The organism is Rhodococcus sp. 320_ES (assembly GCF_059691855.1).
Genome location: NZ_JCAWAG010000006.1, coordinates 182,592 through 195,032, shown reverse-complemented (window position 1 = coordinate 195,032; position 12,441 = coordinate 182,592). Strand labels below are relative to the sequence as shown.

At 66.1% G+C, this 12,441-nt stretch carries 12 protein-coding genes; 8 read left to right on the top strand and 4 right to left on the bottom strand.

Features of this window, described 5'->3' with window-relative positions:
• Complete coding sequence (locus AC59JP_RS21450) at positions 1-864, top strand: SDR family oxidoreductase (RefSeq protein ID WP_497327855.1); 864 nt, start codon at positions 1-3, stop codon at positions 862-864.
• Positions 861-2,738 carry an ABC transporter ATP-binding protein gene (locus tag AC59JP_RS21445; RefSeq protein ID WP_497327854.1) on the top strand — a complete coding sequence of 626 codons (1,878 nt, stop codon included), beginning with the start codon at positions 861-863 and terminating at the stop codon, positions 2,736-2,738. The genes AC59JP_RS21450 and AC59JP_RS21445 overlap by 4 nt, the downstream gene beginning before the upstream one ends.
• 259 nt (positions 2,739-2,997) lie before the next feature.
• On the opposite strand, the gene AC59JP_RS21440 is transcribed toward AC59JP_RS21445, so the two are convergent.
• Together AC59JP_RS21440 and AC59JP_RS21435 are read right to left on the bottom strand one after the other, a co-directional pair.
• On the bottom strand, positions 2,998-4,200 hold the full coding sequence (locus AC59JP_RS21440) for a lipase family protein (RefSeq protein WP_497327931.1): 1,203 nt from the start codon (positions 4,198-4,200) through the stop codon (positions 2,998-3,000).
• Between the two features lie 240 nt (positions 4,201-4,440).
• On the bottom strand, positions 4,441-6,723 hold the full coding sequence (locus tag AC59JP_RS21435; RefSeq protein ID WP_497327853.1) for an ATP-dependent DNA ligase: 2,283 nt from the start codon (positions 6,721-6,723) through the stop codon (positions 4,441-4,443).
• Positions 6,724-6,794: 71 nt separating this feature from the next.
• Here AC59JP_RS21435 and AC59JP_RS21430 point away from each other — a divergent pair, with 71 nt between their 5' ends.
• Positions 6,795-7,223 carry a type II toxin-antitoxin system Rv0910 family toxin gene (locus tag AC59JP_RS21430; RefSeq protein ID WP_497327852.1) on the top strand — a complete coding sequence of 143 codons (429 nt, stop codon included), beginning with the start codon at positions 6,795-6,797 and terminating at the stop codon, positions 7,221-7,223.
• A gap of 124 nt (positions 7,224-7,347) precedes the next feature.
• On the opposite strand, the gene AC59JP_RS21425 is transcribed toward AC59JP_RS21430, so the two are convergent.
• Together AC59JP_RS21425 and AC59JP_RS21420 are read right to left on the bottom strand one after the other, a co-directional pair.
• Entirely contained in the window at positions 7,348-7,761 is a 414-nt protein-coding gene (locus tag AC59JP_RS21425; protein WP_497327851.1) for a hypothetical protein, read from the bottom strand.
• Positions 7,754-8,134, bottom strand: coding sequence for a hypothetical protein (locus AC59JP_RS21420; RefSeq protein WP_497327850.1), 381 nt, complete (start codon positions 8,132-8,134; stop codon positions 7,754-7,756). Before AC59JP_RS21420 ends, AC59JP_RS21425 begins: the two co-directional genes overlap by 8 nt.
• Positions 8,135-8,294: 160 nt before the next feature.
• Between AC59JP_RS21420 and AC59JP_RS21415 the strand changes: the two genes are divergently transcribed.
• Genes AC59JP_RS21415 through AC59JP_RS21395 form a run of 5 tightly spaced genes read left to right on the top strand, consistent with a single transcriptional unit; the run spans position 8,295 to position 12,441 of the window.
• Positions 8,295-8,819: an MSMEG_0572/Sll0783 family nitrogen starvation response protein gene (locus AC59JP_RS21415; protein ID WP_497327849.1), complete on the top strand. Its 525-nt coding sequence runs from the start codon at positions 8,295-8,297 to the stop codon at positions 8,817-8,819.
• Between the two features lie 10 nt (positions 8,820-8,829).
• Complete coding sequence (locus tag AC59JP_RS21410) at positions 8,830-9,885, top strand: MSMEG_0568 family radical SAM protein (RefSeq protein ID WP_497327848.1); 1,056 nt, start codon at positions 8,830-8,832, stop codon at positions 9,883-9,885.
• Positions 9,886-9,890: 5 nt separating this feature from the next.
• Positions 9,891-11,291 (top strand): MSMEG_0567/sll0787 family protein, encoded by a 1,401-nt coding sequence (locus tag AC59JP_RS21405; RefSeq protein ID WP_497327847.1) that lies wholly within the window; start codon positions 9,891-9,893, stop codon positions 11,289-11,291.
• A 7-nt stretch (positions 11,292-11,298) separates the two neighbouring features.
• Positions 11,299-11,592 carry an MSMEG_0570 family nitrogen starvation response protein gene (locus AC59JP_RS21400; RefSeq protein ID WP_497327846.1) on the top strand — a complete coding sequence of 98 codons (294 nt, stop codon included), beginning with the start codon at positions 11,299-11,301 and terminating at the stop codon, positions 11,590-11,592.
• Between the two features lie 9 nt (positions 11,593-11,601).
• On the top strand, positions 11,602-12,441 hold the full coding sequence (locus tag AC59JP_RS21395) for a carbon-nitrogen hydrolase family protein (protein ID WP_497327845.1): 840 nt from the start codon (positions 11,602-11,604) through the stop codon (positions 12,439-12,441).

The window sequence follows — 12,441 nt, the reverse complement described above, 5'->3', positions numbered from 1 at the left end:
ATGAAGACAGTTCTGGTGACCGGCGCCGCACGCGGCATCGGCAAGGTGACCGCTCTCGAGCTGGCCGACGCGGGGTGGCAAGTATTCGCCGGAGTACGCAGCGACTCCGACGGGGCCGACCTGGCGGCGGCCACCTCGGGTTCGGTGACGCCGGTTCTGCTGGACGTCACCGACGACGAGCACATCCTTGCTCTCGACGGTGTGCTTCCCGAGCGGCTCGACGCGGTGGTCAACAACGCGGGCATCGTCGTCGACGGACCGGTCGAGTCGCTCTCCGCCGACGCGTTGCAGAAGCAGTTCGACGTCAACGTGTTCGGGGCGATGGCGGTGACGCGCGCGGTCCTGCCGCGGATCCGCCGGGCGCAGGGCCGCATCGTGTTCGTGTCGTCGGTGAGCGGCCGGGTCTCGACGCCCTGGATGGGCGCGTACTGCGCATCCAAGTTCGCGTTGGAAGGCTTGGTAGACGCGCTCCGAATGGAGTTGCGGCCGTGGAAGATCGGCGTGAGTCTCGTCGAACCGGGCGCCACCGCCACCGACATCTGGGGTGGGGTGAACGAACAGGTCGACGCCACCGTCTCGGGTCTGGACGAGAACCAGAAATCGCTCTACGCGAGACACATCACGGGTATTCGCCGCGTGATGCCTGTGATGCAGAAGCAGGCCGTGTCGGCGCACAAGGTCAGTGCGGTCATCTCGACCGCGTTGACCGCGCGTCGACCCAAGGCGCGGTACCCCGTCGGCGCGTCCTCGACACTGCAGATCGCTCTGACCACGCTCACACCTACCCGGTTGACGGACCTCGCCCTGGCCACGGCCATGGGGATACCTCGTCGCCCACCCGCAGCCGAAAGAGATCGAACATGAGTATGGAATCGGTTGCCTACAGCCAGATGTATCGGTCGGCCAGTGCGCCCGACACGTCGAGGCCCTTCTCACGGGTCACGTTGCGCCGCATCATGGTGTTCGCGCGTCCGCTGCGCCGCCTGCTCGTCGGGTTTCTGATTCTCAGCGTGTTCTCCGCTGCCCTCGCGGTCGCGACGCCGGTGCTCGCCGGGCGCGTGGTCGACGCCATCGTGCGGGGCAGCGAGTACCGGACGGTGTTGATCCTGGCCCTGATCATCGCGTTGGTGGCGCTTCTGGACGCGGCGAGCGGATTGATGAACCGGTGGCTCTCGTCCCGCATCGGTGAGGACTTGATCTTCTCCCTGCGCACCAAGGTCTTCGATCACGTGCAGAAGATGCCCATCGCGTTCTTCACCCGCACCCGCACCGGCGCGCTCGTGAGCCGGCTGAACAACGACGTGATCGGGGCGCAGCGCGCGTTCAGCGGCACCCTCTCCGGTGTGGTCAGCAACCTGGTCACCTTGCTGCTCACGCTGGTGGTCATGCTCGGAATCTCATGGCAGATCACGGTTCTCGCTCTGGTTCTGCTCCCGATCTTCGTGATCCCGGCGCGCAACATGGGCAACCGCTTGGCGCGACTGTCCCGCGAGGCGGCGGGTCACAACGCCACCATGTCCACACAGATGACCGAGCGCTTCTCCGCGCCGGGCGCCACCCTGATCAAGCTCTTCGGCCGGCCCGACCACGAGTCGAAGGAATTCGCGACGCGCGCAGATCGGGTGCGCGACATCGGTGTTCGCACCGCCATGGTGCAGACGGTGTTCGTCACCGCGCTCACCCTGGTGTCCGCGCTGGCACTCGCGCTCGTCTACGGATTGGGCGGCTTCTACGCTATGCGTGGTCAGCTCGACGCGGGTTCGGTTGTGACACTGTCGCTTCTGCTCACCCGCCTGTACGCACCGCTGACGGCCCTGGCGAGCGCACGAGTCGACGTGATGAGTGCCATCGTCAGTTTCGAACGCGTCTTCGAGATTCTCGACGTAGAGCCGTTGATCGTCGACAAGCCGGACGCACGAACGCTTCCCGAGGGACCCGTGGCCGTCGAATTCGACGACGTCCGCTTCGCCTACCCGTCGGCGGACAAGGTGTCTCTTGCCTCGCTCGAAGACGTTGCGGTACTGGACACCCGAGGCGGAGAAGAAGTCCTGCACGGTATCTCGTTCCGAGCCGAACCCGGCCACATGGTCGCACTGGTGGGATCGTCCGGCGCGGGCAAGTCGACCATCGCACAGCTCGTCTCGCGTCTGTACGACGTCGACTCGGGTGCGGTCCGATTGGCGGACAACGACGTTCGTGACCTGACCGCCGAGTCCATTCGCGGCGGCGTCGGGATGGTCACCCAGGACGGTCATCTCTTCCACGAAACGTTGCGATCCAACCTCACCCTCGCGCGTCCGGACGCGTCGGAGGACGAGGTGTGGGACGCGCTGCGCCGCGCGCGCCTCGCCGACCTCGTCTCCTCGCTGCCCGACGGACTCGACACCGTCGTCGGCGAACGCGGATACCGATTCTCCGGCGGCGAGCGGCAACGCGTGACGATCGCCCGTCTGCTGCTCTCGCAACCCCGTGTCGTGGTGCTCGACGAAGCGACGGCGTCCCTGGACTCGACCTCCGAGGTCGCCGTTCAGGAAGCTCTTGCCGAGGCGCTGGACGGTCGAACGTCGATCGTCATCGCCCACCGGCTCTCGACGGTCCGAGCCGCCGACACGATCCTCGTCATCGAAGCGGGAACGATCGCCGAGCAGGGGACACACGCGGAACTGCTCGCCCTGGGCGGGCGCTACGCGGAGCTGTATCGAACGCAGTTCGACGAGCCGGCCGTCGCGGGCCGGTGACTTCTCTTTCGCGAACGGCAGACAACGGTCCGGCGGGTACGCGGAAATCAAAGGCGTAATGGCATTGGACCGGGCTGCCGCCGGAGAATGCCGATCCAATCTCGTGCGCTCCAGGGCTCGGTCCTACACATGACTGACCCTCTACATGACCGAGCCCTCTACATGACTGAGCCCTCTACATGACTCAGGGGCACCCTCACGTCGATGGATCGACGTGAGGGTGCCCCTGACTGAAAACTGAGGACTCAGGCAGTGAGCGTCAGCAGTTGCTGGGAGCCGGGATCCCGTTGAACCGATCCTGCAGCCAGGACAGTGCAACCGGGAGACCGATCACTGCGGCCGAAAGGTGGTCCGGGCTCGGGGTCAACAGCGTCTCGACCCGAGTGCCTGCGTTGCAGTAGCGACGCAGAGTGTTGTCGATCGAGTCGACCGGGATGAGGGCGTCGGTAGGGCTGTGCCAATCGAAGATCGGTGTCTTCGGAACGCCGGGGTACTCCTCGAGGCTGTTCTCGAGGACGACCTTGCGGCCTTCCACGTCGTCGAAGATCGACTTGTTGTTTGTCAGCTCGTTGGCGCTGTGGTTCGTGCCGATGCGCAGAATGTCGTTGGTGCACGAGTTCGCCATCTGGTTCATCAGATCGGTTCCGAACGGCGTCAGGTTCTCGCTGACCGGCATCTGCTGGGGGTACTCGCGACCGAAGCCGATCGCCGCTGCGAACGCGAGGCCGAACACCGGGTGCGGTTTGTCGGCGCCGAGCATCATGGCCATCTTGAGCAGGTTCATGGGTACGCCGCCTTGCGCGCTTCCGACGATGTTCAGCTCCGGCGCGTAGGACGGGGCGAGCGCCGCGGCCCAGGCACTGGCCATTCCGCCACCGGAGTATCCGGCGATGGCGACGGGGCTGTTGCGGACCTGCAGCGGATCGAAGCGCTGGGCCGCGCGGATGCCGTCGAGGACGATGGTGCCGCCGAGCTTGGCGACGCCGTACGCGCTGTTCGGTCCGAGATGGTCGGGCATCGCGACCGTCCAGCCACGCGCGAACACGGCGTTGAGCGCGGCCGCGTCACGGATGACGACGTCGGGATCGGTGGAGTACAGAGCCTGCGACGGTGCGCACTTGAGGCCCAGGGCATTCACGATCTGCTGGTAGGACAGCAGGGGACCGTCGGGAGCCTTCCCGATCGGCGCGAAGACGGTGGTCACGGCGACGATCGGGTTGCCCAGCGAGTTCGTCGAGCGGAACGCCAACTGCCAGGTGGTGACGTTGAAGAAGTTCGGCGGATTCGGCATGGGCCGACTGCGCACGACGTCGCCGGGCGCGAAGTTCGCGATGTCCGGGGGCGACGAGTAGAAGGGATCCGGAAGCGGAGCGATCGGAACTGCCGACGCTTGCGCGGTCGCTGGGAGGGACAAGGCCATCATCGACGCCGCAATCAACGCGACGGACGCCTTCTTCCACATCCGCGCTGTGTTCGAAATTCGCACTTTAGAGTTCCCGCCTTCATCCTCCGTCGACGTACACGGCCGACTTTCGCCGCGTGCACCTCGAACGGGTCTTGCCCGAATGTCGATACAACAGAATCCCCCGATCCTGAGACGAAACCGTAACCAGACATCCGAAGCCAGGCAACCGATCCGGCAGAACGCTGTGACATTCACTCGAGTGCCGGCGATTCACCGCATTCTGTGACTACTAGCGCCTCAGGATTCGACGGTCACGGATTCCGGTGACTTGTCCGGTCGCAGACCACGCCAACTGGGGTGTCGCAGCGAACCGGCGTCCGTCCACTCGAAGAATCGGACCTCCCCGACGTATCGGGGTTCCACCCATGTGGCGTCTCTGCGGTCGGCCGCGGGAAGGGAAGCGCCGAAGGGGCTCTCGTCCACGACGACGGGCGAGAGCAGAGCCCTGATCTCGGTGAGTTGCTTCTCGCTGAAGCCCGTGCCGACGCGGCCGATGTAGCGCAGGCCGTGCTCGTCGGGGATGCCGAGCAACAGCGATCCGATCCCGCCGCCGCGCGCGCCCTTGCCGGCCCGCCACCCGCCGATGACCACTTCCTGTGTCCGCCAATTCTTCACTTTCATCCACGACGTGCTCCGGCGTCCGACCTCGTAGGTCGAATTCTTCTTCTTGGCTACGATGCCTTCCCACCCGCGGCGTTCGCTTTCCGCCAGTGCGTCGTCGGCGCTACCGGAAAGAATGGTCGACACGACAACGGAGGGCGTTGTTTCGGCCAGCAGTTCCAACAATTTCCGGCGGTCCGTGAACTTCTTTCCGGTGAGGTCGGTGCCGTCGAGGAACAGAAGGTCGAAGGCGATGAAGCGAACGTCCTTCGGCCGCGCGTCCTGGAGCAGACCGAAACTGGTGACGCCGCGCGAGTTCCAGACGACGGCTTCCCCGTCCAGAACGACGTCGTGGTCACCGAGCTCGGCGGCCAACGGTGCGATACCCGTGTAGCGCTCGGTGAGGTTCTGCCCGGTTCGGCTCTCGAGTCGCAGTTCTCCGCCGTCGACGGTCGCGACCACACGCACGCCGTCCCACTTGCCCTCGAAGACCCACTCGTCTTCGGAGAGTCCGGCCGGCTCGCCCGCGGTGGCGAGCATCGGCCGAAGCGACTTCGGAGTCGGTGACTTCGGAGTAGGTAAATTTGCCGCGCTTGCTTGATCTTTCATGAGATGCGCCAGCCACTGGTCACCCTTGGTGCGGATGAGGGCGTAGCGACCGCGGGCACGACTGCCGGCGAGACGCACGATCACTTCGTCGTCCCGCCACTTCTCGGTCTCGTAGGTGCCGTGGTCCCACACGGTGACCGAACCGCCGCCGTACTCCCCGCTCGGAATGGTGCCTTCGAACGTCGCGTACTCGAGCGGGTGGTCCTCGGTGTGTACGGCCAGCCGATTGGACCCGACCTCGGTGGGCAGGTTCTTCGGGATCGCCCACGAGACCAGGACACCGTCTCGCTCGAGGCGGAAGTCGTAGTGCAGCCGCCGCGCGTGATGTTCCTGGATGACGAAGATCGGTTCGTCGTTCGGCGTCGAGGGTGTGGTCGGTACGGGCTCCGGAGTCTTTGTACTGCTGCGTTTTCCGCGATACGGGCCGAGTTTGTCGCCGACGGTCGTGGGCGCGTCGACGTCGAGGCCCGCCAGTAGGTCGCCACTCTCGGCGAATCGGTCGAGCACCTCGGTGAACGTCAGCTGCGCCAGGCCGCCGCCCTCGATCTCCTCCCACGTCCGGGGCGCTGCGACGGTGGGATGTGAGCGCCCGCGCATCGAGTACGGTGCGATCGTGGTCTTGTTGCCGTTGTTCTGACTCCAGTCGAGGAAGATCTTCCCCGGCCGTTCCGCCTTCGACATCGAGGACGTCACGAGATCCGGCATGGACGATTCCAGCAGTGTGGCAACGCGTTTGGCGATCGTGGAGGCACCGGAGGTGGTGAGCTCCTTGTCCAGCGGCACGTAGAGATGGATTCCCTTGCTGCCGCTGGTGAGCGGGTAGGCGGTCATGCCGATTCCGGCGATCATGTCCCGGACGGCGACGGCCACCTCGGCGCACTGATCGAGCACGACGTCGTCACCGGGATCGAGGTCGAACACCACCCGCGTGGCCTTTCCGGGAACGTCACCGTCGAAACGCCATTGCGGCACATGGGCTTCGAGCGCAGCCTGTTGACCCAGCCACGCGAGTTCTGCCACCGAGTGGAACACCGGATAGACCACCACACGGTCCGAGTGCTGAATTCTGCGACGATCGAGCCAGTCGGGCGCCGATGCGGCCAGGTTCTTCTCGAAGAACGATCCCTGCGCGGTTCCGTTGGGCCATCTCTTGCGGGTGACGGGGCGGCCGGCGATGTGGGGGAGCATGGCGGGTGCGATGACCGTGTAGTAGTCGATGACCTCGCCCTTGGTGGTCCCCGTCTCGGGGTACAGCACCTTGTCCAGATTGGTCACCGTGATTGTTCGACCAGCGTGCTCGCGCGTCGCCATGAAGGTCAGCCTAGATTGCCGTCTCGGCGTTCTGGGTATCGTTGACAGTAATCACCTTCGAGAGGATTTCAGTGGCAGGCGTGAACGTGACGGTCGAGTCGACTATGACACCCGACGAGGCATGGGCCCGCGCTGCGGATCTGGCGTCGTTCGGTGACTGGATGACGATTTTCGGCGGCTGGCGTAGTGAGATCCCCACCACACTGGGCGAAGGCACTCAGGTGGATTCGCTGATCAAGGTCAAGGGTTTTCGCAACGTGATCTCCTGGACCATCACCCAGTACGACAAGCCTCACGAGATCTCGTTGCTCGGAAAAGGCAAGGGCGGCATCAGGATCAGCCTCGACATGAAGGTCGGCGAGCACGAGAGTGGATCGCGGTTCTCGTTGGCCGCGGATTTCCACGGCGGCCTGCTGTCGGGGCCCATCGGGTCCGTTGTCGCGAAGGTGCTCGAGGGCGACGTCGAACGCTCGGTGACGAACCTCGCGAAGTTGGGGTAGCTGCCCCTGCGATCGGCGGTGCCCCAGCTTCAGGCACCTCGGTTCAGGTCGGACACCGGCGATCGGCGGTGCCTGCAGCCAACCGGGGTGCCCGAACGCCGAGCACCTGCAATCGGCGGTGCCCCTATGCCGACGTCTCCGCCGGCTTCGTCTTCCGCAGCCACCACAGCGCGGCGATCGGCAGTACGACGGGGATGAACACGTAACCGGATCCGAAGTGCGACCACACCGTGGCGTCGGGGAACTCCTGCGGAACCACGTAGCTGGCGATACTCACGGCGATGACGCCGACGAGTTCGACCACGCACGAGATGGTGGCCACCCGCCGGGACACGACCGACGCCTTGACCAGGCACACGGTGCCGACGATGTAGACCAGCGCGGCGAACGCCGACAACAGGTATGCCGTCGGGGCGACGGAGAACTGGGTTCCGATCTGCACGGCGGACCGCGACACGGCGGCGAGCGAGAAGATCGCGTACACCGCGATGAGGATCCGGCCGGGGCCCGATCTCGTGGTCTGCTTCAGATCAGGCATACCCGTCCCAGATGTTCGTCAGCCGCAGCACCATCGCTGCGAGCGTGAGGTTGGCGACGATCAGCACGCCGGTGCCGCCGCGGCTTCGATCGCCCAGTGCCCACCACGTTCCCACGGGGAGGATGAAGAGCAAACCGACGAGGTAGGCGCCGAACGTCAGCCGGTGGATGTCGCGGTCGCTGGTGAACATCGCCGCGAACCCGATGATCGCCTGCGCCACCACCACGATCTCGGTGACGACGACGAGCCGGAACAGCCACTGATCCGACGTGGTCTTCAGCAGGAACGGCTTGTTGGCGACCAGCTTGACCAGCGCCCACACCGCTGCGATCAGGGTGAGTGCGTAGAGAGCGACGGTGACGGGGGTGAACATCGCTTCCAGCCTATCGGGTGTTGCCGGGACGTTACGGCGGTGAGGTTTACGAAACGCGGCATTGTTCCGGTGGTGACCATTCGGTCATCGGCTCCGCATGTACTTGGTGCACACCGGAAGCGAGGCGACCGGAAGAACCAGCCCACAGCAGGAGGAACCCGTGTCCGAGTTCGACCAGACCATTGCCGACAATATCAAGACATCACTCGGCGAGATCCCGCATCCCTCGCTTCCCAAGGGATCGAACATCTACGGCGGCACGAAGATCTTTCCGGACTACAAGGCCGAGAACGGTGAGTCGTACTTCACTCTGGTCCACGGCATCGCGCACGAGTCCTCGGTGTCCTTCGTCGCGGTGCTGCAGGCAACCCGCGCGTTGCGCAAGGGTTTCGAGTCCGCAATGTACTTCTACGGCCCCGGCGCCATCAATTGCCTTGCCACTCGCGGGTTTCCGACCACCGGCGATTCGGGCTTTCCCGGCGAACAGAACATCAACGACTCCCTGGCGACGTTCATCTCCGAGGGTGGCACGGTGTTCTGCTGCCGCTTCGGGCTCGCGCTGCACGGCGGCCGTGAGGAAGACCTGATCGAGGGCGTCATTCCCGCCCATCCTCTCGACGTCCAGGACGCGCTGATCCATTACGCACGCAAGGGCGCGATCATCAACTCCACCTACATGGTCTAGGGCGCGCACCGTGTCTGTCACCACTCGCGTCGACCTGGCCCTGCTCGGAGTTCGAGGGACACCGCCGGTCAACCGAACGGGCGGCGCCGGGCCCAGTGACGACGGGCACCTCACCATCGACGGTATCGGCGCTGCTGTCCCGCGAAACCCGTTGAGTCCGTATGTACTCGACGGCAACAGAGTGCTCTTCGACGGTGAGGACACGGGTCTGGACATCGCGGCCATCGATCGGCCGAGGTTCTACGACCTGCGGACCAGCGACGGCGTGCCGTACGAGAAGATCGCAAAGTTGCACGGCCGCAACGTGCTTGCCACCACGGTGGTGCAGACGTGTATCCGGTACGACGAGTCGCAGCGGTGCCGCTTCTGCTCCATCGAGGAGTCGCTGCGAGCCGGAGCCACGGTGGCGGTCAAGCGGCCGGCGCAACTGGCCGAAGTCGCCGAGGCGGCCGTCCGGCTCGACGGTGTCACGCACATGGTGATGACCACCGGTACGTCGGCGGCCAAGGACCGGGGAGCGACGCATCTCGTCCGGTGCGTGCGGGCCGTGCGCAGCGCGGTTCCCGATCTGCCCATCCAGGTTCAGTGCGAGCCTCCGGGAGATCTCGCCACCATCACCGAATTGTTCGAGGCCGGTGCCGCGTCCATCGGAATCCACGTCGAATCGCTGGACGACGACGTCCGCCGGCGATGGATGCCGGGGAAGGCCTCGGTGTCGATGGACGAGTACCGCGCCGCCTGGGCCGAAGCGGTGCGTGTCTTCGGTCGCAACCAGGTGTCGACGTATCTGCTGGTCGGTCTGGGCGAGGACCCCGACGAACTGGTCGAGGGCGCCCGCGAGCTCATCGAGATGGGCGTGTACCCGTTCGTCGTTCCGTTCCGGCCGCACGCCGGAACTCTGGCAGTGGACGTCGACGGTGCGCAGCCTCCCCGTGCGGACGTGCTCGAAGACGTCACGCGCCGGGTGGCGGAGGAACTTCGGACGGCCGGCATGTTCGGCGCCGATCAGAAAGCAGGGTGCGCCGCGTGCGGGGCGTGCAGCGTGCTCCAGAACGCAGGAGGCTGACAGCAGTGCGTACCGATCTGTCCATCCTCACCGGTCACCGCGCCGACGTCGGCGCACCACCGTTTCTCGTCCATCCGGTCGACGGCACCAGCGAACTGGCCGACTACCGGTTGCTTCGGCACGAGGCGTTCGTCTCCGAACAGGGCCTGTTCGCAGGCTCCGACCGCGACGACATCGACGACGACCCGCGGGCGGTGATTCTCGTCGCCACCGCGAACGACGGTACGGTCCTCGGCGGTGTTCGATTGGCGCCGTGCACATCCGACGACCTGGGATGGTGGGCCGGAAGCCGGCTCGTCGTCGCGGCCGACGGAAGGTCGCACGGCGTGGGGCCCGCTCTCGTGCGTGCTGCGTGTGCCTACGCCGAGACGCACGGTGTGCTGCGGTTCGAGGCCACCGTGCAAACTCGGTACGAGCGCATGTTCGCCGCGCTGGGGTGGCAGCGCACCGGAGACACCGTGGTCGCCGGTACGCCGCACATCGCGATGAGGTGGCCGATGGACCGCATCGAGAAGCTCGTCGGCGCCACCAAGGCGATGCTCGCCGACGTCCTGGCGCCACTGCGCGCGCAGCCCCTGGGATTGGGAGCCAAAGGTTTTCGCGGCGACGATGGAGTTCCCGTGCCGGGCAGCGACCTGATCGCCGCGTGCGACGCGATCGTCCCGTCGATGGTCGAGCGCGATCCGGAGTGGGCGGGCTGGTGCGCGGTGCTGGTGAACCTGAACGACCTGTCCGCGATGGGCGCGACCGCCGTCGGCATGCTCGACGCGGTCGGTGCGCCGACCACCTCGCAGCTCACTCGCATCGTGCGCGGACTGGCCAGGGCGAGCGAGGCTTGGGGCGTTCCCGTCCTCGGCGGACACACACAGACGGGTGTGCCCTCGTCGCTGTCCGTAACCGCGCTGGGCCGCACCGACACCCCCGTGCGAGCCGGGGGCGGATCCGTCGGCGACACCTTGACCCTGACCGCGGACCTCGAGGGGTCGTGGAGGGCGGGATACCATGGGCAACAGTGGGATTCGACGTCCCGTCGCACGTCGACGGAACTGACGACGATGAGTTCGTTCGTCGCCCGCGCGCAGCCCACGGCCGCGAAGGACGTCAGCATGGCGGGGTTCGTCGGCACGACGGGCATGCTCGCCGAGGCGAGCGGTACGGGCGCCGAGATTTCCGTCGTGGACATTCCCCGTCCTGCCGGAGTCGGTGTGGGCGAGTGGATCACCTGCTTCCCCGGCTTCGCCATGATCACCACCGATTCCCCGGATCGTCGGCTCCCGGACGCCGGACCCGCGACGTCGGCGGCGTGCGGGACCCTGACGAGGGAACCCGGGGTCACCTTGCGGTGGCCGGATGGCGTGGTGACCCGAGCGGTACGTGCCGGCGTCACCGGACTGGGCGAGGCGTGAGCAGCCGATGCCCGAGATGACGTTCACGGTTCGTTGGCCGGACGGGTCGACTCAGCGTTGCTACTCGCCGTCGCTGGTGATGCACGACTACCTGACACCCGGATCGGACTACACGATACCGGATTTCGTGGAACGCAGTCGAGCGGCCCTGACCGAGGCGAGCGACCGCGTACGCGCCAAGTACGGCTTCGCCTGCAGCTCCGCCGCGGCCACGCTTCACGAGATCGAGAGTGCAGCAAAGAAGTTCGTCTCGCCGGGATCGGAGTCGGTATCGGTGACCGTGACGGAGATGACCGGTTAGGCTGACGCAATGGCGCCCATCCGAGTAGCCGCACTCGCAGCCCACTTCGGGAGAGACGTCGACCGGGCGGTGGCGAAGATCGTCGGCATCATCGAGGGTGCGCACCGCGACGGTATCGACCTGTTGGTGCTGCCGGACGCGTCGCTGGGCGGATACATCGGCGATCTCCGTGCGCCCGACAAGTACGAGCTTCCGCCCGCGATCGATCCGGACGGTCCCGAGATCGGCGCCGTCATCGCTGCGGCAGGGTCGATGACGGTGTGCGTCGGATACACCGAGGCGGCCTCCAACGGGCTGCATTTCAACTCCGCGGTGTGCGTGACGGGTGACGGAGTGCTCGGGCGCCACCGCAAGGTGCACCAACCGGCCGGGGAGTCTCTCGCCTACGCGGCGGGTGACACGTTCGACGCGTTCGACACTCCGGTGGGTCGGATGGGCATGCTGATCGACTACGACAAGACGTTTCCCGAGGCCGCGCGCACGTTGGCGCTGGACGGTGCCCGAGTGATCGCCGCGCTGTCGGCGTGGCCGGCGAGCGTCACCGACCGGGCGTCCCGACTGCCGAACGATCGCCAGTCGCGGTTGTTCGATCTGTACGACGCGGCTCGCGCGGCGGAGAACCAGGTGGTGCTGGTCTCCTCCAACCAGACCGGCGTGATGGGATCGCTTCGGTTCCTCGGCCAGGCCAAGGTGGTGGGGCCGGGCGGGGACGTGCTGTCCAAGACCTGGGCCAAGGGCGGACTTGCCGTGTGCGACATCGACATCGACGCCGAAGTGGACCGCGCGCGGCGGGTGCTGCGTCATCTCGAGGAGATGCGAACCGACTCGTATCGCATCGGAAGGAACTGA